Here is a 22,965-nt window from a genome sequence, read left to right as displayed (position 1 = left end):
ACTCGGTCCGCCACTCGTCAGCAACATGGCGCCCGAATGCGTGAGCGGTCAGGGTGACCGGGGCGAAGCCCTCGCGCCCTGGGACCCGCGTCCGAGAAGGCCGTCCGGCAGGGCCATGGCGGCGGTGGGACGCGACGCGTTGTCGGCGTACATCTGAACGAGGCGTACCCCCCCGCGGACATCAGGCGGGTGCGACGAGAGATCACGGTGATGGCCCGCTGCCCGCTTGCCTTGGACCGCATCTGCGATTACTGGCAACTCCGACTTCATGGGGTCGAGTTGCGCGGGTCACTGCAACGCGCGGACCGTCGGAACCCTCGCGGGCACCGCCCGTGCGTCCTGGGTGCGGCCCGCCCTCTGCGCGTGTTTCCGCCGGGCATCGATGACGCCAGGCGCTCGGCCCGGGAGCTTCTGTGCGGCGGACCGGCAGGCAGGCGTAGTGATCGCAACTCTCTTACCGGCGCGCGAGGCTGGCAGGGCCGGGCGCGCACCCGCGTACGCCGCGCACACGCCAGAGAAGTGCGCCCATCGCGCTCCCTATGCGCCCCCGGCGGGATTCGGCCGAAAGCAGGGTCGAGACTCGGCCGTACTTCCGTGGCGGCAGCATTCGGCCGCCGGGCGCCGCGAGGAACGCCTCCAGCGGTGGACGATCCTGGAATTAGGTGTTCCGATTCGCTGCAGGCGTGCTCGTACGGCCGCGGCGAACGATCTCTGTGCAGGTGAGGCGAGTTGCGGGCGGTGTGCGCTTAAGGGGAATTGTGGGTTCTGCATGTGTGGTTGTTTAGCCATCTGTTCGCGGGGCACGCGTTCAGGGCCATGTCGATGGGTTTGCTTCGGGCTGCCCGAGGCCCCTGAGAGATGCCTTGTCGGAATACCCCTCCGTTCAACTTGAGGGGGTTGCCGTCGGTTGACCCACCGTGAAGACTATCGCCGAGTTCGACCGGGTCGACGGTGCTCGTCGTGAGTACGACCCTGCCCTGACCGGCGGGGATGCGCAGCTTTGCAGGGAGCCGTAAGGGCGGGTCCACCCAAGGGCCCGCCCTATATAAAGGCAAGCGGAAGTCGCCGTACGGCACTTGCGCGGTGCGTTCACTGGAGATGTGTGATGTCGGCTTGGTGTGCACCACAAGTACTGCCGTTTGTCCAAGGGCGGGGCATGGAGTCGATGTGGTCCGCGGTGCATGGGGTGAGGCGGGTGGCGGAGTCGGGTGAGGCACGGCAAATGGCTGTTGGAATCGGTCGGAGCCGCGCCGGTTCCCGAAACGCTTGACGCAACAATTCGAGCTGCTCACCGCTCCGAGGCGTCGGCCGCTTCGCCACCCGTGTAGAGCCGGTTGCCTGTCGTGAGCGCCCGAGGTCACATGCGAGACCCGTGTCCGGGGCTGCGGCTCATCGTCGACCATCCCGCTTGTGGATGCGCTGTCCCCGCGTTCCCCACGAAGGAGAAAAGGTGACCGGCAACCCATCGGTCCAGAAGGACTCGCCCTTCGACAGACTGAGCGAGCGCTGGCAGTCCTTACGTGCCTGCGGTCCAGTTCATTACGACGATCGGCAGGGCGCGTGGCAGGTGGTGGACTACCCGTCGGTGGCCGGGATTCTCGCGGACCCGGCGACGTACTCCTCCGACTTCTCGTCCATCGCGCCCACGCAAGAGGACTTCGAGGTCTTCCGGCAAGGCAATTTCGTCGGCATGGACCCGCCGGAGCACCGCAAGCTCCGGACGCTTGTCAGTCAGGCATTCACTCCCCGGACGGTGCAGGGATTGGAATCGCGTATCGAATCTGTGTGCGGTCGCCTGCTGGATGATGTCGCCGACCGCGACCGGTTCGATCTGGTCGACGCCCTCGCTTACCCGCTGCCCATCATCGTCATCGCCGAACTGCTCGGTATCCCGGCCGCGGACCACAAGCTTTTCCAGGAGTGGGCGGCCACCCTGTTCGGAGGGGACGAACTCGGCGAGTCGCCCAGCATGGCCGACCTGGAGCGCGCCCTGAACGCCATCGCCCCGACGGTGCGGGAGATGAACGGCTACGTCCTGGACCATATCCGCAGGTGTCGGGCGCGGCCGGGGGACGATCTGACCAGCAAGCTGGTGGCTGCCGAAGTGGACGGTGTCCGCCTGGAGGACCAGGAGATCGTCGGTTTCGTCGCCCTGCTGCTGGTCGCCGGGCACATCACCACCACGGCCCTGCTGGGCAACGCTGTTGTCACGTTCGACCGGCACCCCGGCACGCTCCGGTCGTTGCGTGCCGACACCGGGCGGCTGCCGGAGGCCATCGAGGAGGTGCTGCGCTGGCTGCCCCCCTTCGCGGAGCTCGGCCGGCGCACCACGCGCCCGGTGGTGATCGGGGATCAGGAGATTCCCGAGGGCGCGATGGTGGTGGCTCACCTGGGTGCCGCCAACCGCGATCCCGCCCGCTTCGACGAACCGGACGTCTTCGATCCGGCCCGAAGCCCCAATCCCCACCTGACCTTCGGTCACGGCATCCACTTCTGCTTCGGCGCCCCCCTGGCCCGACTGGAGGCGCGGATCGCGCTTCGGATGCTGCTTGAACGTTTCTCCAGTGTGGGTGTCCCCGCCCATGATGAGGTCATCTTCCAGAACCCGGCCGTCATCGTCGGCGTACGTCACCTGCCGGTCGAGGTCGCAAGGCGTTAGCACGCACCGAAGCACACCCGCACCGACGCGTCGGGCCGAACCGCTCCTCCCCATCGGCCTTCGTGTCATGTCCATGAACACAGTCATCGGGAGTCCCCTTCTCATGCACTACCCCACCGCCGCTTCAGTCGCCGCCTCACGACCGTCCCTCTTACGTCAGGCGTTGCAGCACAGTCTCGACACCCTCGCGCGGACCCACCGCGTGCCCGGCGCCCACCTGGCCGTCGACACCGGGACGGAGGTCGTCAGCGTGCACACCGGGACGGCCGACGCCGTCCGGGGCACCGCGTTCACGGCTGAGACGGCCGTGCCGCTGGGGAGTGTCACCAAGACCTACACGGCCGCCACCGTGATGCTGCTGGTCGACGACGAGGACCTCGACCTCGACGAGGCCGTCGCCGACAGCCTTCCGGAGTTCGAGGACATACCCAAGGTGACCGTGCGTCACCTTCTCTCCCACACCGCCGGTCTGCCCACCGGCCCCGACTCGGACACCGCGGCAGGCTTGACGGCCTCCCGCTATCTGTCGACGGAGTGCACCGCCGAGAAAGCGCTGTTCGCACCCGGGACGGACTTCTCCTACTCCAACGTCGGTTACGTGGCGGCGGGACGGCTGATCGAGGCCGTGACGGGCATGAGCTGGCAGGAAGCGGTCCGCGTCCTACTCCTGGAGCCCCTGGGCACCACACCCGCCTTCCTCGGCGCGAGTGCCCCCGGCCGCCCGGCCGCCATCGGGCACGCGCTCAACACCGCGACGGGCGCCATCCGGCCGGCCCGCCAGAACCTCGCCCCCGTCGAGGCCCCGGCGGGCGCCCTCCTGGCGGGCGCCCACGATCTGATCGCCCTGGGCAGGGCCCTGATCGGCCGGTCCGCCGTCGTCCCGCCCACCGTCGCCACGCTGATGCGGCGCGCCGAGCCGGGAACGGAGGCCGGCGGTCTGGCGGACGCCTGGGGGCTGGGGGCCGCCCTCTACGAGCAGGACGGCCGATGGTGGTGCGGCCACGACGGGAACGCCCAGGGCACCTCCTGCCACCTGCGCGCGGAGCCGCGCAGCGGTGTCGTCGTCGCCTTCACGGGCAACGCCGGTGGTGCCACCGCCCTGTGGCGGGACCTAGCCGACATCCTCACCCGGCTCACCGGCATGCGTGTGCCCGCCACTCCCGCGAGCGTCGACCGGGGGGAGCCCGTCGCCTTCCCCGAATGCGCCGGGACGTACCGCAACGGGACGACCGAGTACCGGATCAGCCTCGACCCGGACGGCCGGCCCGCGCTGTCCATCGACGGTGACCTGCCGCTGCCGCTGGTCTGCTATCCCGATCTGACCTGTGACCTGGTCGACCCGGTCACCGGCCGGAGGGAACCCGGCGGACGCTTCCACCGGGACCCCGTCGACGGAAGCGTCGACCGCGTGCAGATCTCCGGTCGCACGGCCCGCCGCGTCGGCACCGCCTGACCCCAGGGCCGTTCCGGCAGCCCCACCCCAGCCGTCCCGGCGTATCCGGACGCACCTCTCCCCGCACCGAAGAGCAGTCAGCGCGGGGGTTCCGGTGCGCCCGGGCGGCTCCCCGCGCCCGCGCGCCCCCGCATCGTCACCGCCTTCCGAGGACTCCCCATGACGGACCTGCACAACTCGCCCGACTCGATGTCCCCCTCCACCCGGGCGGACGACGGCACCGCAGCCGGCGGCGGGGCGGTGCCCCACCGGACGCTCGGTGAACTGTTCGAGGCGTGGGTGAGCCGTACGCCGCACGCGCCGGCGGTGACCGATGGCCGACGGACGTGGTCCTACCGGGAGTTGGCCGAACGGACCGGTCGCCTGGCCGCCGATCTCGTCCGGCAAGGGGCCGGGCCGGAGCGGACGGTCGCGCTGGTCCTGCCGCGCTCCCTGGAGCTGATCGCCGCCGAGCTGGCCGTGGCCCGGGCGGGTGCCGCCTTCCTGCCCGTGGACCCGCAGTACCCGGAGGAACGGCGCGCGCTGATGCTGCGGGACGCGGCACCCGCCGTGATCCTCGACGACCCGGCCGGCGTACGCGCCGTCATGGAGGCCGCCGAAGACACCCCGAGACCGTGTCCGCGAGTGGACGCCGACCATGCCGCCTACGTCATCTACACCTCGGGCTCGACCGGAACGCCCAAGGGCGTGACCGTCACCCACCGGGGCATCTCCGCCTTCACCGCGGGCGCGGCCGAGCAGTACGCCGTGGGCCCGGGCGACCGGGTGCTGCAGTTCTCCTCGCCCAGCTTCGACGCTTCCGTGCTGGAACTGTTCATCTCCGTGCTGTCCGGCGCCACTCTCGTCGTCCCGCCGGACGGCCCCTGGCTGGGCGACGAACTCGCCTCCGTGGTCAACGAGCACCGCATCACCCACGCCCTGATCCCGCCGGCCGCCCTCGCCACCCTGCCCGACCCGGCGCGGATCGACGCGGGCCGCCTGCGCACGCTGATCGTGGGAGCGGAGGCCTGCCCGGCGGACCTCGTCGACCGCTGGGCGCCCGGCCGCCGGATGATCAACTCGTACGGGCCCACCGAGACGACCATCGTGGCGTCCTGGACCGGGCCACTGGCAGCGGGCAGCGGGACCCCGGGCATCGGCACCCCTCTTCCCGGCACCGAGGTGCACGTACTGGACGCGGCCCTGCGGCCGGTGCCGCCCGGAGCCGACGGTGAACTGTTCGTCGGCGGCGTGGGAGTGGCCCGCGGCTACCTCCACCGGCCCGGCCTCACCGCCGGACGGTTCGTCGCCAGCCCCTTCGGTCCGCCCGGCGCCCGGCTCTACCGCACCGGCGACCGGGCACGCTGGAACGCGCGCGGCGAACTGGAGTACCTGGGCCGGCTCGACCGCCAGGTGAAACTGCGCGGCTACCGTATCGAGCCCGGCGAGATCGAGGCGGCGCTGCGGCGCCTCACCGGTGTGCGTGACGCCGTCGCCGTGGTGCGCGAGGACGAACCCGGGCGGCGCCGACTCGTCGGGTACGTCACGCCCGCCGATCCCGAACAGCCCCTCGACTCCGATGAGTTGCGGGAGAATGTCGCCGCCGTCCTGCCACCGCACATGGTGCCGTCCGTCGTGGTCGTCCTCGACACCCTGCCGCTCACCCCGCAGCACAAGATCGACCTGGGTGCCCTGCCCGCGCCCGTCCGCGCGGCCGCCCGGGGGCACGTGGCGCCGCGCACCGCGCGGGAACGTGTGCTCGCCGACGTCTGGGCGGACGTCCTGGGGACGGATGCCGTCGGCGTCGAGGACGACTTCTTCGACCTGGGCGGAGACTCGATCCTCGCCGCCCGCGCCCTGGCCCGCGTCCGCGAGGAACTCGGCGCCCGCCTGTCCATCCGGGACGTGTTCACCGCGCGCACGGTCGCCGCCCTGGCCCGGCTGCTCAGCGCCCCCTTCGACGCGGTGGCCGAGGACCCGATCCCGGCCGCCCCGCGCGACCGGCCGCTCCCGCTCTCCAGCGCCCAGCGGCGCCTGTGGTTCCTGAACGACCTCACCCCGGGCGGCACCGAGTACAACACCGGGTCGGTGCTGCGGCTGCGCGGCGAGGTGGACACCGCGGCGCTGGCCCGCGCCCTCGACAAGCTGGCCGCCCGCCACGACTCGCTGCGCACCACCTTCGCCACACAGGACGGACACGGCGTACAACACATCCACCCGCACGCCGACCTGCCGCTGTGCACCGCCGACGTGACGCACCTGCCCGCCGCCCGGCGCGAGGAAGCCGCCGACCGGCTGCTCACCGAGGAGCTGGAACACCCCTTCGATCTGGCGGCCGGCCCGCTCACCAGGGCGCTGCTCGTCCGCCGCGGTACCGACGACCATCTCCTGTTGCTGGCCCAGCATCACATCGTCACCGACGGCTGGTCCGTGGGCATCCTGACCCGTGATCTGGCAGCGCTGTACCGGGCCGAGGTGTCCGGCACAGCGGACGGGCTGCCCGCACTCGGCGTGCAGTATCCGGACTTCGCGGTGTGGGAGCGGCGACAGCGCTCCGACGCCAGGGAAGCGGAGGACCTCGCCTACTGGAAGCGGCACCTGGCCGGCATGCCGCAACTGGAGCTGCCCACCGACCGGCCCCGGCCCGCGGTGCGCACCACGGCCGGCGCCGCGCACCGCCGGCACCTTCCGGCGGAGCTGGTCGCGCGGCTGCGGCACCTGGCGGGGGAGCGCGGTACGACCGTCTTCACCCTGTTCGCCGGGGCGGCTGCGGTGCTGTTCTCCCGGTTCTCCGGCCAGCGGGACGTCGCCTTCGGCACCGTCACCACGGGGCGGGAGCGCCGCGAACTGGAGGACGTGGCCGGGTTCTTCGCCAACACCGTCGTACTGCGCGGCGACGTGGACGACGCCGCGACCGTCGACCGGTTCGTGGAGAGCATGCGGGCGACGGTGCTGGACGCCTTCGCCCACGACGCGGTGCCGTTCGACCGGGTGGTGGAGGAACTGGCCCCGCCCCGGGATCCCAGCCGGACCCCGCTGGTGCAGGTGCTCGTGGTGCAGCAGACCGCTCTGAGCGACCCGCCGCCGGCCGGCGGGGTGCGCATCGAACAGCACCCGCTGCCCCGCCCGGCAGCCCGCTTCGACCTGGTGCTGGAATTCACGCCGCGCGCCGACGGCAGCTGCGAGCTCACCACCGAATACAGCACCGGCCTGTTCGACGCGGACACGGTCGCCCGCATGAGCCGCCACCTGCTCCGGCTGCTGGAGGGCATGGCGGACGGCCCGCACCGCACGGTGGGCGAGCTGGCGCTGCTGTCGGAGGACGAACGGCGCACCATGCTGGAGGTGTGGAACCCGCGGGCCGCGGACACCGGCCGCGCGCCGGGCAGCACACTGTCGGCGCTCTTCGAGGCACAGGTGGCACGGACACCCGAGCGCACCGCTGTGGTCTGCGGCTCCGAGCGCCTGGACTACGCCGAGGTCAACCGGCGCGCCAACCGGCTCGCCCGGGTGCTGGCCGCCCGCGGGGCCGGGCCCGAGACGCTGGTGGCTCTGTGTCTGCCGCGGACGGCGGACCTGCTGCCGGTGCTGTGGGCCGTACTCAAGTCAGGCGCGGGCTACCTGCCGGTGGACCCCGGCTACCCCGTCGAGCGCATCCGCTTCATGCTCGGTGACGCCGCTCCCGCTCTCGTCCTGGCCACGCGCGAGACCGCGGGCGCGCTGCCCGAGGACTGCGCCGCGCTGCTGCTGGAGGACTGCCTCGCGAGGGACGCCGCCGACGGCGACCTCACCGACGCCGACCGGGCGCGGCCCCTCGACCCCGAGCATCCCGCGTACGTCATCTACACCTCTGGTTCGACGGGGCGTCCCAAGGGTGTCGTGGTCACCCACCGCAGTGTCGCGGCCCTCGCGGCATGGGCGGGGGAGCGCTTCGGCCCGCGGCGGCTGGCCCACGTGGTGGCCTCCACCTCGCTGAACTTCGACGTGTCGGTCTTCGAGATGCTCTGCCCGCTGCTCGTGGGCGGCGGCATCGAGGTGGTCCCCGACCTCCCGGCCCTCGCCGACTCCTCCGAACCCCGACGCGCCGGACTGGTCAGCGGCGTGCCGTCGGTGATCTCCCGCATGCTCACCGAGAGCGGGGCGGCCGTGACGGCGGACACCGTCGTCCTGGCCGGGGAGGCGCTTCCCGCGCAGACCGTGCACGACCTGCGACGGGCCATGCCGGACTGCGAGATCGCCAACATCTACGGCCCCACCGAGGCCACGGTCTACGCCACCGCGTGGTTCGCCGGCCCGGCGGCACCGGACCAGGCCCCGCCGATCGGCAGGCCCGTGGCCGCCACCCGGGCCTACGTCCTGGACCGCCTGCTGCGTCCCCAGCCGCCCGGCGTGACGGGAGAGCTCTACCTGGGCGGCGGCGGGCTGGCCCGCGGCTACCTGGGACGCCCGGGGCTGACCGCCTCCCGGTTCGTGGCCGATCCCTTCGGTATGCCGGGGGATCGCATGTACCGCACCGGAGACCTGGTGCGGTGGACCACCGACGGTGAGCTGCAGTACCTGGGCCGTACCGACCAGCAGGTCAAGGTGCGCGGCTTCCGCATCGAACTGGGCGAGGTGGAGGAGGCGCTGCGCGGTGTCGACGGCGTGGCGGAGGCGGCGGCCACCGTCCGGGAGAGCGACGGCCGCCGTCGTCTGGTCGGCTACGTCGTTCCCGCCCCGGACGCGCACCTGGATGCGGAGGGGGTGCGCCGGACCCTCGGCCGCACCCTGCCCGACTACATGGTGCCGGCGGCCGTCCTGGTCCTGGCCGACCTGCCCCTCAACCCCAACGGCAAACTGGACCGGAGCCGCCTGCCGGACCCGGGGCCCGCACGGAGCGGGACGCACCGCGTGCAGCCGCGCACGCCCACGGAGCGCACCCTCGCCGCGATCTGGGCGGACATCCTGCGCGTGGACCGGGTCGGGGTGGACGACAACTTCTTCACGCTGGGCGGCGACTCCATCCTCAGCATCCAGGTGGTGGCCCGGGCCCGCCAAGCGGGCCTGACCGTGACCTCCCGGGACGTCTACCATCACCAGACGATCGCCGCCCTCGCCCGCTGCGCCGACGCGGCCGGCGACCGGCGGCCCGCCGTCCCGGACGCGGTGCCCGCCACCGGCCCCGCCCCGCTCACGCCCATCCAGCGCTGGCTGTTCGACAGCGCGGTCGAACGTGCGGACGTCTTCGCCCAGACCCTGTCCATCCAGCTTCCCGACACGGTGGACCCGGTGGCTCTGGAGGACGCCCTCAACGACCTCGTCGCCCACCACGACGCGCTGCGCTCCCGCTTCCTCACCGCGGAGACCGGCGAAGCGGCCACCGACGACACCGTCGACGGTCCGGACGCGGCGCCCCGCACCGCATGGCACATCGAGGACCGGGCACCGCGCCTCAGGCTGGGCCGCCACGCCGGCCCCGACACCGACACACCGCACCACGGCCCCTTCGACCTGCGCCACGGCCTGCTGCTGCGTGCGGTGCTGCACGACCGCGGCCCCGGCCTGCCCGGCGTGCTGCACCTGGCCGTTCACCACCTGGTCGTGGACGGCGTCTCCTGGCGCGTGCTCCTGGAGGACCTCGACCGCGCCTACCGCGCCCGCCGGGAAGGCCGCGACGGACAGACGGCGCTGCCCCCCAAGTCCTCGCCGCTGCGGCACTGGGCCCGGCGCCTGTCCGCCCACACCGCCGACGGCGGCTTCGACGACGAGGTCGCGTACTGGACCGACGCCGTCGCGGGCGCCGGTGCGGCGCTCCCGGCCGACGGGGAAGGCGCCAACACCTACGCCTCGGCGCGCTCGGTGACCGTCCGCCTCACCCCCGAGGACACCTCCGCCCTGCTGCGCATCCTGCCGGACACCTACCGCACCCGGGTCAACGACGTACTGCTGAGCGCGCTCGGCCGGGTGCTGTGCACGTGGACCGGGCATGAGCGGGTGCTGGTGGACGTCGAGGGACACGGCCGCGAGGAACTCTTCGCCGACGTGGACACCAGCCGTACCGTCGGCTGGTTCACCAGCCGCCATCCCGTCGCCCTCGCCGTCCCGCCCGACGCCGACTGGGACGTGGTGCTCAAGCAGGTCAAGGAGCAGCTGCGGGCGGTACCCCGGCACGGGGTCGGACACGACGCCCTGCGGTACCTGACCCGCCCGCAGGCCCTGTCCGGGGTGCCGCAGGCGCAGGTCAGCTTCAACTACCTGGGCCGGTTCGGCCTCCCCGACACCGGAGGCCTGTACGCGGGATCGTTCCGCACGCTGGAACTGGACGCCCACCCCTCGGCGGTACGTCCGCATCCTCTGGAGGTCGTGGGCCGACTGGACGGCGACGCACTGGAGTTCACCTGGTTCTACTCCGAGGACCTGCACACCAGGACGACCGTCGCCGACCTGGCCGCCCGCTTCGGCGACGCGCTGGTCGGCATCGCGCGCCACGCCGGCCGGCCCGGCAGCGGCGGACGCACCCCGTCGGACTTTCCCCTGGCCCGCCTCGACCAGGCGACCGTGGACCGGATCGTGGGGGACGACCCGAGCGCGGTGGAGGACGTCCACCCGCTCACCCCCACCCAGACCGGCATGCTCTTCCACGGGCTCTCCCAGGCCGACGAGGGCGTCTACTTCCAGCAGTTGACCTTCGACCTTGACGGCGTGGCGGACCCGGCCGCGCTGGCGGCGGCCTGGCAGCGCGTCACGGACCACACGCCCGTGCTGCGCGGACGCGTCTGCTGGCAGGACGTGCCCGAGCCGCTGCTGGTGGTGCAGCGGCATGCCCGCGTACCCGTGACCCACCTGGACTGGCGCGAGCTGACGGAGCGGGAGCGCGAGACCCGGCTGCGGCAGCTGCTGGACCGGGACCGTGAACAGGGCATCGACCTGACCCGGGCCCCGCTCCAACGGCTGGTGCTCGCCAGGATCTCCGACAGCGGCGTACGCGTCGTGTGGTCCTTCCACCACCTGCTGCTGGACGGCTGGAGCCTGTTCCAGGTGCTGTCCGACGTCTTCGCCGGGCACGCCACCGCCGGCAGTGAGCCGCTGCCCGACCGGCGCCCGTTCCGTGACTACGTGGCCTGGCTGCGCGACCGCGACGGGGCGGAGGCCGACCGGCACTGGCAGGGCCGCCTCGCGGACCTGGACGAGGCGACCGCTCTGCCCTACGACCGCGAGCCGCGCGAGAGTCACCGCGCCGAGTCCACGGCGGCGGTCCGCGGCGCCGTGGACGCGGCCACCACCCGAGCCCTGGAGGAGCTGGCCAGGACGGCGGGGCTGACCGTCAACACCCTGGTGCAGGGGGCGTGGGCGCTGCTGCTGGGGCGGCAGGCCCGCAGAACCGACGTGGTGTTCGGCACGACCGTCTCCGGGCGGCCGCCCGAGCTGCCGGGAGCCGACTCGATGACCGGCCTGTTCATCACGACCCTGCCCACGCGGGTGAGCGTGCCGCACGACCGGCCCCTGCTCGACTGGCTGCGCGACCTCCAGCGGGACCAGAGCGAGGACCGCCGCTTCGATCACGTGCCGCTCACCCGGATGAAGGACTTCACCCGACTCCCCGAGCGGGCACCGCTGTTCGACAGCATCGTCGTCTTCGAGAACTACCCGGTGGACGACGACCTGGCCGCCGTCCACGGACTGCGCCTGACCGGTCTCGACGGCATCGAGACCACCAACTACCCGCTGAGCCTCGTGGCCTATCCGGGTGCCGAGCTGGGACTGCGGCTGGGCTACGACCCGCGGTTGTTCGACGCCGGCACCGTCGAGCGGATGGTCGAACACCTCACCGTCCTGCTGTCGGGCATGGCCGCCACTCCCGGACTCCCGCCCGCCCGGCTGCCGTTGCTCACGGACGCCCGCCGCCGCCAGGTGGTCGAGGAGTGGAACGACACCACCGCCGACGCACCCGAGACCACGGTGGCGGAGCTGTTCGCCGCACAGGTGCGGCGCACACCGGACGCCGTGGCCCTGGACGCGGACGAGGAACGGCTCACCTACCGGGAGCTCGACGCCCGGGCCGCCCGGCTGGCCGCCCGGCTGACCGCGCTCGGTGTGACGGCCGAGGTCGCGGTCGGCGCGCTGACCAGGCGTTCGGTCGATCTCGTCGTCGTGCAGCTGGCGCTGGTCCGTACCGGAGGCGTGTACGTCCCGCTGGACGGCAGGGCGCCCCGGGAACGGCTGCGCAGGATGCTCGCCGAGGCGGGCGCGCGGTTGCTGCTGACCGACGTCGAGTGGCAGCGGACGGCGGGGGAGGCGCTGCCCGACGGCACCGTGCTGCGCGTGGAGGACCTCCTGGCGGGTGAACTGCCCGACCCGGAAGCCGCCTTCGCGGCGGACGCGCCGGCCGCCCACCCGGTCCACCCCGACAACGTCCAGTACCTGATGTTCACCTCCGGTTCCACCGGCACTCCCAAGGGCGTGGCGGTACGCCAGCGGGACGTCGCCGCGCTCGCCCTCGACCGCGCCTTCACCGGGCACGACCGGGTCCTCGTGCACTCCCCGCACGCCTTCGACGCCGCCACCTACGAGGTGTGGGTGCCGCTGCTGCGCGGCGGGACGGCCGTGCTGGCCCCGCCGGCCGACGTGGACGCCGGAGTCGTCCGCCACGCGATCACCGAGCGGGGCGTGCGCTGCCTGTGGCTGACCGCGGGCCTGTTCCGGCTGCTCGCCCAGGAGGACCCCGCCTGCCTGCACGGCGCCCGCGAGGTGTGGACCGGCGGCGAGGCCGTACCGGGCGCCGTGGTGGGCCGTGTGCTCGACGCCTGCCCCGGCCTCACCGTCGTCGACGGCTACGGACCCACCGAGACCACCACCTTCGCGACCCGGCGGGTCTTCCGCGCCGGTGACCCGCTCCCGCCGGTGCTGCCCATCGGGCGCCCGCTCGACAACACCCGCGTGTACGTGCTGGACGACGTCCTTCAGCCGCAACCGCCCGGCATACCCGGGGAGTTGTACATCGCGGGGGCCGGCCTGGCCCGCGGCTACGCCGGACGCCCCGGCGCGACCGCCGCGCGCTACCTGGCCGACCCGTTCGGCCCGCCCGGCGAACGGATGTACCGCACCGGCGACATCGTGCGGTGGAGCGCCGACGGCGAGCTGCACTTCGTGGGACGCGCGGACGACCAGGTCAAGATCCGCGGGTTCCGGGTCGAGCCCACCGAGATAGAGGCCCGGCTCACTGCCCACCCGGCCGTCGCCGAGGCGGTGGTCTCGGTGTACGAGCACACCGGACGCAAACGGCTGGCCGCCCACCTCGTGCCCGCGCCCTCGGCCGCCGTGCCGTCCGCGAGCGAGCTGCGCGCGCACGTGGTCGCCGAGCTGCCCGACTACATGGTGCCCGCCGCCTTCGTCACGGTGACCGAGCTGCCCCTGACCGCCAATGGCAAGGTGGACCGGCGCCGGCTGCCCGCCCCCGACTGGGCGGCGGCCGGTGACGCCGAGTACCGCGCGCCGCGCACCGAGGCCGAGCGGATCCTCGCCGGTATCTGGGCGGAGCTGCTCGGCGTGGACCGGGTCGGAGCCGACGACAACTTCTTCATGCTGGGCGGCGACTCGATCATCAGCATCCAGGTCGTCTCCCGCGCCCGCGCCGCCGGGCTCGCGCTCACCCCGAGGGACCTGTTCCGGCATCCGACGGTCGCCGCTCTGGCCGCCGCGGCGGCCACCGGCACCGCCGCACCCGTGGCGGGGACCGGCCCGGTGAGCGGTGAGATCCCGCTCACCCCGATCCAGCACTGGTTCCTCGATCCCGGACCGCGGCGGCCGGAGTTCTTCAACCAGTCCGTCGTCGTGGACACACCCGACGACGTCGACCCGGCCGCTCTGCGCCACGCCCTCTCGGCCGTCTACGCCCACCATGACGCCCTGCGCTGCCGTTTCGTCCGGTCCGCCGACGGCACCTGGCGCCAGGAGTGCGCCGGAGCCGACGAGGAGGTCCCCGAGCTGCTGGAGGTCTGTGACCTGAGCGGGCTGCCGGCGACGGCGGCCGAGGAGACCGAGGCCCGCGTCACGGCCGAGGCGCACGCCGCCTTCCGGCTGACGAGCGGACCCCTGCTGACGACCCGCCTGTTCACCGGCACCGGCACCGGCACCGAAACGGAAACCGGAACCGAAACGGAAACCGGAACCGGCACCGAGGCCGGGACCGGCGCCCGGCTCCTTCTCGTCGTTCACCACCTGGTCGTCGACGGGGTGTCCTGGCGCATCCTGCTGGAGGACCTGGAGACCGCCTACGGGCAGGCCCGTGCCGGGGAACCGGTGCGCCTGCCGGACCGGACGACCTCCGTCCAGGAGTGGGCGCGACGCCTGCACGCGCACACCGAGGCCGGCGGTTTCGCCGCGCAGCGCGAACACTGGGAGGAGGCGGCCCGGCACTGCGCCGCGCCGCTGCCGGTGGACGGCGACGGCGGCAACACCATGGCCGACGTGGACGCGGTGACCGTGCGCCTGGGCCGGCGGCACACCGACGACCTGCTGCGGAAGGTGCCCGGCGTCTACCGCACGCGCGTCGACGACGTCCTGCTGGCCGCTCTCGGCCGGGTGCTGTCCGGGTGGACCGGGCGGCGTGCCGTCACCGTCGGCCTGGAGGGGCACGGCCGCGAGGACCAGCTCTTCGACGACGTCGACCTGTCCCGCACCGTCGGCTGGTTCACCACCCTGTTCCCCGTCGCCCTCGACATCCCGGACGGGGACTGGGGAGCGGCCCTGAAATCCGTGAAGGAGCAGCTGCGATCCGTGCCCGGGCGGGGCCTGGGACACGGCGCCCTGCGCCGGCTCGCGCGCGACGAGCGGCTGGCCGACGCGCCGATGCCGGCCGTCAGCTTCAACTACCTGGGCCGGTTCGACTGGTCCGCCGGGGGCGGCGCGCTGGTGCGTTCCGTACCGGGCGGGCTGGACGGCGCCGAGGCGCCCGAGTCGGTGCGCCCGCACCTGCTGGACGTGGTGGCCCGCGTCGAGGACGGCGAGCTGGAGGTCACCTGGCACTACAGCCGGCACCTGCACCGGGAGGAGACCGTCAGCCACCTCGCGGCCGGCATGCTGCGGGCGCTGGAGGAGGTCGTCGCGCACTGCGCCGACCCCGGGTCGGGAGGCCGTACACCGTCGGACTTCCCGCTGGTCCGCATCGACCAGGCGGCCGTGGACCGGGTCGTCGGCGACGGCCGCGGCGTCGAGGACCTGTACCCGCTGACGCCGATGCAGGCGGGCATGCTGTTCCACAGCCTCATGGACCCCGACAGCCGCACCTACGTCAACCAGGTCCAACTGGTGCTGTCGGGCGTCGGCGACCCGCACGCCCTGGCCGAGGCCTGGCAGCAGACCGTGGACGCCAACGCGATGCTGCGCACCCGCCCGGTGTGGCAGGAGACCGCCGAACCCCTCCAGGCCGTGCAGCGGCGGGCGACCGTGCCCGTCACCCAGCACGACTGGTCAGGGTGGTCCGACGAGCGGTGCGAGGCGGAACTCGCCCGGCTGGTGGACGAGGACCGGCAGACCGGCATCGACCTGCGGACGGCTCCGCTGATGCGCCTGGCCCTGATCCGGCTCTCGCCCGAACGGGTGCGGATGCTGTGGACGTTCCACCATCTGCTGCTCGACGGGTGGAGCGCGGCCCAGGTCTTCGACGAGGTGTGCGAGCGGTACGCGGCACTCACCACCGGGCGCCGGCCCCACGTGCCCGACCGTGCCCGCTTCAGCGACTACCTGGCCTGGCTGGCCCGGCAGGACACCGAGCGGGCGGAAGCGTACTGGCGCGAGGCCCTGGCCGGTTTCCCCGTCGCCACCGAACTGCCGCGCGACCGGCGGCCGGCGGAGGCGCACCGCAGCTCCTCCTCGGGGTCGGTGCGGGTGACGCTCGACGCCGAGGTGTCGGCGAGGCTGCGCCGGACCGCGCAGGAGGCCGGCCTGACCGTCAACACCGTGCTCCAGGGCGCCTGGGCACTGCTGCTGTCCCGTTACGGCGGCGGGGACGACGTGGTGTTCGGCACCACCGTCTCGGGGCGTCCGGCCGACCTGCCGGGCGTGACCTCGATGGTGGGCGTGTTCATCAACACCCTGCCCACCCGGGCGCGGATCGACGGGCGGCGCCGGCTGCTGGACTGGCTGGGTGACCTCCAGGCCGCCCAGTCGGAGTCCCGGCGCCACGACTTCGTCTCGCTCGCCCAGCTCCAGACGTGGAGCGAGGTACCGGGCGGCACCCCCCTGTTCGACAGCATCGTGGTCTTCGAGAACTACCCGTTCGACGCGGACGCCATGGCCCGGCACGGCCTGGCCATGGAGCAGGAACGCGATGTGGAGCCGACCAACTACCCGCTCAGCGTGGTGGTCGCGCCCGGCGACACCCTGACGGTCACCCTCGACTACGACCCCGCCGCCTTCGACGCCGCCACCGTCGACGGCCTCGGCGCGAGCCTGCGCACGCTGCTGACGGAGATGGCCACCGACCCCGAACGCGACCTGGCCGACCTGCCCCTGATGTCCGGCGAGCAGAGCCGTCGTCTGCGGGAACGCTTCGGCGGCCCGGTGGCCGAGGCACCGCGGCGGACCCTGCCCGAGGCGTTCCGCGCGCAGGCCGCGCGCGTCCCGGACGCCGTCGCCGTGCTCGACGACACGGAACAGCTCACCTACCGGCAGCTCGACGAGCGCGCCAACCGGCTGGCCCGGCTGCTCATCGACGCCGGAGCCGGGCCCGAACGGTTCGTCGCGCTCGCCCTGCCGCGCACCCCGGACCTGATCGTGGCCCTGCTGGCGGTCCTCAAGAGCGGCGCCGCCTACCTACCCGTCGACCCGGGCTATCCCGCCGAGCGCGTCGCCTTCCTCTTCGACGACGTGCGGCCCGAAGCCGTCGTCACGAGTGCGCAGACCTCCAGCCGGCTGCCGGACGGCCCGTTCACCCGGATCGCCCTCGACGACCCCGCCTGCGCCGCGCGCCTGGCCGCCCTGCCCGGCGACGACATCACCGACGAGGAGCGGCACGCGAGGCTGCTGCCCGACCACCCCGCCTACGTCATCCACACCTCCGGCTCGACCGGCCGGCCCAAGGGAGTCGTCGTCGCCCAGGCGTCGGTGCTGGCGCTGACCGAATGGGCCGCGGCCGAGTTCGGCGGGCGGGGCCTGGAGCACGTCGTGGCCTCCACCTCGCTCAACTTCGACGTGTCGGTGTTCGAGATCTTCTCCCCGCTGCTGGCCGGCGGCCGTGTCCAGATCGTGCGTGACCTGCTGGCCCTCGCCGAGCGGGAGGGGCCGTGGCGGGCGGGACTGCTCAGTGCGGTCCCCTCCGCGCTGGGCCGGCTGCTGGCGGAGGACACCGTCCGCGTCACCGCCGACACCGTCGTCCTCGCCGGGGAGGCGCTGCCCGTGCGGACCGTGAGCCAGGTGCGCGCGGCGGTCCCCGGCTGCCGGGTGATGAACATCTACGGCCCCACCGAGGCCACCGTCTACGCCACCGCCTTCACCTGTGACCCCGCCGACCCCGACCGTGTCCCGCCCATCGGCAGGCCTGTCGGCGGAGCCCGCGCCTACGTCCTGGACGCCCGGCTGCGCCCGGTCCCCGCCGGTGCGCCCGGCGAGCTGTACCTGGCCGGAACCGGCGTGGCCCGCGGCTACCTGAACCGGCCGGGACTGACCGCGTCCCGCTTCCCCGCCGACCCGTTCGGGCCGCCCGGCAGCCGCATGTACCGCACCGGAGACGTCGTACGGTGGACCGCCGACGGCGACCTGGTGTACCTCGGCCGCTCGGACGACCAGGTGAAGGTCCGCGGCTTCCGCATCGAACTCGGAGAGGTCGAGGCCGCGCTGACCCGGCACCCGCGGGTGTCCGCGGCCGCCGCCCGCGTCGTCGAACACGACGGCCACAAACGGCTCGTGGCGTACGCCGTACCCGACGGCGGCGGGCTGCCCGACTCCGCCGGACTGCGGGACTTCCTCGCGCGTACGCTCCCCGACCACCTGGTGCCCGCACTCGTCCTTCCGCTGGAGCGGCTGCCGCTGGGGGCCACCGGCAAGCTGGACCGGCGCGCGCTGCCCGACCCCGTGTGGTCGGCGCCGGGCGGGGCCGGTGACCGCCCGCCGCGCACCGAGGCCGAACGGGCGCTCGCCGCGATCTGGTCGGAGGTGCTGGGCGTGCCCGACGTGGGGGCGCGGGACAACTACTTCGCGCTCGGCGGCGACTCCATCCTCGGCATCCAGATCGTCTCCGCCGCCCGCAGGGCCGGTCTCGCCCTGACCCCCCGGCACCTGTTCCAGCACCAGACCATCGCCGAACTCGCCCTGGTCGCCCAGGAGGCGACGGAGCGGCCGGCCGTGGGGGAACAGGGCCCGGTCGTGGGGGAGGTACCGCTCACCCCCGTCCAGCACTGGCTGTTCGACACGCTCACCGGCGACCCCGCGCGGCTGACCCAGGTGGTCTCCTTCCACCTGGCCGCCGACACCGACGAGACCCTGCTGCGGGCCGCCCTGGCCCGCGTACTGGAGCATCACGACGCGCTGCACCTGCGGTTCGAGCAGACCGACGACGGGCGGTGGCGGCAGCACGGCACCGCCCCCGGCGAGGCGCCGCCGCTGGAGGTGCACGACCTGCCCGACGGCACGGACACGTCGGTGAGTGACCTGGCCGACCGTCTGTGCGCCGGGTTCGACCTCGTCGACGGCCCCCTGTTCAGGGCCGCGCTGTGCAGGACGGGCGACGCACGGCGGCCCGTGCTGCTGCTGGCCGCCCACCACCTGGTCGTGGACGCGGTGTCCTGGCGGATCATCCTGGAGGACCTGGAGACCGCCTACCGGGCGCTGCGCGGCGGCGAGCCGGCGGACCTCGGGCCGAAGACCACCTCCTTCAGGGCGTGGTCGCGGCGCCTGACCGCCCACACCGCGTCCGGCGGCTTCGACGACGAACTCGCCCACTGGCAGGCCCTGCCCGTCGACCCGGCGCCGCTGCCGACCGACCTTGCCGGAGCCAACACCGCCGCCGACGAGGAGACGGTGACGGTGAGCCTGGACAGCGACGAGACCCGGCGGCTGCTCCAGGACGTGCCGAACGTCTACCGCACCCGCGTCAACGACGTCCTGTTGTGCGCCCTGGGCCGCGTCCTGACCCGCTGGACCGGGCGGGACCGGGTCACGGTGGCGCTGGAGGGCCACGGGCGGGAGGACCTGTTCGACGACATCGACCTGTCCCGTACCGTCGGCTGGTTCACCTCCATGTTCCCCGTCGCGCTCGACCTCCCCGGGGACACCGGCACCGGGGCGGCGCTGAAGTCCGTCAAGGAGAGCCTGCGGGCCGTGCCCCGGGGCGGACTGGGCTACGGCGCCCTGCGCCACCTGCACCCCGACCGCGACCGGCTCGGCCTTCCGGGGCTGCCGCAGGTCGGCTTCAACTACCTGGGCCAGCAGGACTGGAACGCCACCGAGGGCGGCCCGCTGCACACGCCGTACGCGGGACTGACCGGCGGCATCGACCGCGCGGCGGACCGGCCCCACCTCCTCGACGTCCTCGGCCGAGTCGTGGACGGGCGGCTGGAGTTCACCTGGTCGTACTCGCGCCAGGTGCACCGGCGGGAGACGGTGGCCCGGCTGGCCGCCGGAATGGCCGGGGAACTGCGGACCATCGTGCGGCACTGTGCCGAGCCCGGCGCGGGCGGCCGTACCCCGTCGGACTTCCCGCTGGCGCCGCTGGACCAGTCGGCCGTGGACCGGCTGGTGGGCACCGGCCGCGACATCGTGGACCTCTACCCGCTCACCCCGACCCAGGCCGGCATGGTCGTGCACGGGCTGGACGAACCCGGCCAGGGCATGTACGTCGAGCAGATCACGTTCGTCGTGGACGGGGTACGCGACCCTGGCACGCTCGCCGCCGCCTTCCAGCACGTGGTCGACCGCACCCCCGTCCTGCGCACCACCGTCGCGCTGCACGGCGTCCCCGTCCCCCTCCAGGCCGTCCACCGCGGCGCCGACCTGCCGGTCACCGAACACGACTGGAGCGCCCTGACCCCGGCCGAACGCGACACGGCACTGGAACGGCTCCTGGCCGAGGACAAGGCCCGCGGCATGGCGCTGGACCGCGCCCCGCTGCTGCGCCTCGCCCTGATCCGGCTCGGCCCGGACCAGGTACGGGTCCTGTGGACCTTCCACCACGTGCTGCTGGACGGCTGGAGCGTCTTCCACGTCCTCGCGGACGTCATGGCCGCCCACGCGGCGCTCGCCCGGGGAGAGGGACCCCGGCTGCCTGACCGCCGCCCCTTCGCCGACTACGCCGCCTGGCTCGCCGCCCGGGACACCGCGCCGGCCGAGGAGCACTGGAGGAGTGTCCTCGCGGATCTCACCGCCCCCACACCGTTGCCCTATGACCGCAGGCCGGCCCACAGCTCCGCGGCCCGCTCCGACACCTGGCTGTCCCAGTGGCTGGGAACGGAGGAGACCAAACGGCTGGAGGACTTCGCCCGCCGCAACCGCCTGACCCTGAACACCGTGGCGCAGGGCGCCTGGGCGCTGCTGCTGTCGCGTTGGAGCGGAGAGCGGGAGGTGTGCTTCGGCACCACCGTCTCCGGGCGGCCCGCCGACCTGCCCGGCGCCGACACCATCACCGGCCTGTTCATCACCACCCTGCCCGCACGGATCACCGTGGACGGCGGCGCGTCCTTCGACGCCTGGCTGCGGGAGACGCAGGCCGGCCGGGCCGAGGACCGCCGCTTCGACCACGTGCCCCTGACCGACTTGCAGGCATGGAGCGGACTGGACGCCGGCACACCGATGTTCGACAGCCTGCTCGTCTTCGAGAACTACCCGGTCGGGGACGCCACGGCCGGCGCCCACGGCGTCCACGTACGCGACCTCGACGCCCGCGAGGCCACCAACTACCCGCTCACCGTGGTGATCTCGCCGGGTGAACGGCTCGGCGTCGAACTCGGCTACGACCCGCGCTGCTTCGACGCGAGCACCGCGCGGTCCCTGGCCGGTCAGCTCCTGCACACCCTGGGCGAGCTGGCGGCCGCCCAGGACGCCGACCGCCTGGACACGATCGACATCCTGCCGCCCGAGGAACGGGCACGGCTGCTGCGCGGTCCCGCCCGCCCGCAGCTCGCCCCGGTGCCCCCGGCGACCCTGCCCGCCCTGATCGAGGCGGCGGTGGACCGCCGGCCGACCGCCCCGGCCCTGAGCGCGCCCGGCCTGTCGCTGACCTTCGCCGAGACGGAGGCGCGGGCCAACCGCCTGGCACACCGGCTCGTCGCGCGCGGCGCGGGCCCCGGCACCCTGGTCGCGCTGGTCCTGCCGCGCTCGGCGGACATGGTCCTGGCCCAACTGGCGGTGGCCAAGACCGGCGCCGCGTTCCTGCCGGTCGACCCCGACTACCCGGCCGAGCGGGTCGCGTTCATGCTGCGGGACGCGGCACCCGCCGTCACCCTCGACGCCGCCGAGGTGGCCGCCCTGCTCACGGCGCAACCGGACGGCGCGGCGGACCACCGGCCCGCCGACGCCGACCGCACCCGCCCGCTGGACCTGGACGACCCGGCCTACGTCATCTACACCTCCGGGTCCACCGGCACCCCCAAGGGCGTGGTGGTCACCCACCGGGGCCTGGCGGGCTTCGCCGCCGCCGAGGCCGCGCACTACCAGGTGGCGCCGGGCGACCGGGTGCTGGCGTTCGCCACGCCCAGCTTCGACGCCTCGGTCCTGGAGCTGTGCATGTCCCTGCCGCAGGGCGCCCGCCTCGTCGTACCCCGGCCCGGCCCGCTGCTCGGCGCCGAACTCGCCGACGTGCTGCGCGAGGAGCGCATCACCCACACCCTGCTGCCCCCGGCCGCCCTCGCCACCCTGCCGCCGGACACCCCCGGCACCCTGCCCGACCTGAAGACCCTGACCGTCGGCGCCGACGCGTGCGGCGCCGATCTGGTCGCCCGCTGGGCCCCGCACCACCGCCTGGTCAACTCCTACGGACCGACCGAGGCCACCGTCGTCGCCACCTGGTCCGATCCGCTGGAGGTGGACGGCACCGCGCCGCCCATCGGCCGCCCGCTGCCCGCCACCGGCGCCTACGTGCTGGACGCCCGGCTGCGGCCCGTCCCCGACGGCGTGGCGGGCGAGCTGTGGCTGAGCGGACCGGCGCTGGCCCGCGGCTACCTGGGCCGGCCCGGGCTGACCGCGACCCGGTTCACCGCCGACCCGTTCGGGCCGCCCGGCACCCGCATGTACCGCACCGGCGACCTCGTACGACGAGACGCCCGCGGCGAACTGCACTACCTGGGCCGCACCGACCGCCAGCTCAAGCTGCGCGGCCACCGCATCGAGGCGGGCGAGGTGGAGGCCACGCTCGCGCGTCACCCGGCCGTCCTGGACGCCGTGGTGAGCGTCCGGGAGGACGAACCGGGCCTGCCGCGCCTGGTCGCGCACCTGCTGCGCGCACCCGACGCCGAGACGCCCACCGCCGCCGAACTGCGCAAGCTGGCCGCCGCCACCCTGCCCGGGCCCATGGTGCCCTCGGCGTACGTGGTGCTGGAGCGTTTCCCGCTCACCGAGAACGGCAAGACCGACCGGGCCGCCCTGCCCGCGCCCGCCCCGGACGCGCCACGGGCGGCGGAACACATCGCTCCCCGCACCCCCACCGAGGAGGTGCTGGCCGCCCTGTGGGAGGAGGCCCTGCACACGCCGGTCGGCGCGGAGGACGACTACTTCGACCTCGGCGGCGACTCCCTGCGGGCCCTGCTCATCGCCTCACGGGCCAACGACGCCTTCGGCGTGACGCTCACGCCCCGCGACGTCCTGGTCCACCGCACGGTCGCCGCCCTGGCGGACCTGGTGGAGGAACAGGTGCTCAGCGAACTCGAAGACGCCGCACGCGGCGACAGCGACCACGACGAACGGTGAG

At 73.7% G+C, this 22,965-nt stretch carries 3 protein-coding genes; all 3 read left to right on the top strand.

From position 1 onward, the window contains the following. Positions 1 to 1,450 precede the first annotated feature (1,450 nt). The 3 genes from ACZ56U_RS23615 to ACZ56U_RS23605 all read left to right on the top strand — a co-directional run bounded on the left by ACZ56U_RS23615 (position 1,451) and on the right by ACZ56U_RS23605 (position 22,964). Positions 1,451 to 2,659 carry a cytochrome P450 gene (locus tag ACZ56U_RS23615; RefSeq protein WP_469085967.1) on the top strand — a complete coding sequence of 403 codons (1,209 nt, stop codon included), beginning with the start codon at positions 1,451 to 1,453 and terminating at the stop codon, positions 2,657 to 2,659. Positions 2,660 to 2,822: 163 nt separating this feature from the next. Continuing rightward, positions 2,823 to 4,112, top strand: coding sequence for a serine hydrolase domain-containing protein (locus ACZ56U_RS23610; protein ID WP_469085966.1), 1,290 nt, complete (start codon positions 2,823 to 2,825; stop codon positions 4,110 to 4,112). 159 nt (positions 4,113 to 4,271) lie between these two features. Continuing rightward, on the top strand, positions 4,272 to 22,964 hold the full coding sequence (locus ACZ56U_RS23605) for a non-ribosomal peptide synthetase (RefSeq protein ID WP_469085965.1): 18,693 nt from the start codon (positions 4,272 to 4,274) through the stop codon (positions 22,962 to 22,964). Position 22,965 lies beyond the last annotated feature (1 nt).

The sequence above is a fragment of the Streptomyces sp. NPDC034103 genome, from assembly GCF_055575395.1.
The sequence above is the reverse complement of the archived record's forward strand: the minus strand, read 5'-3'. Positions and strand labels throughout refer to the sequence as shown.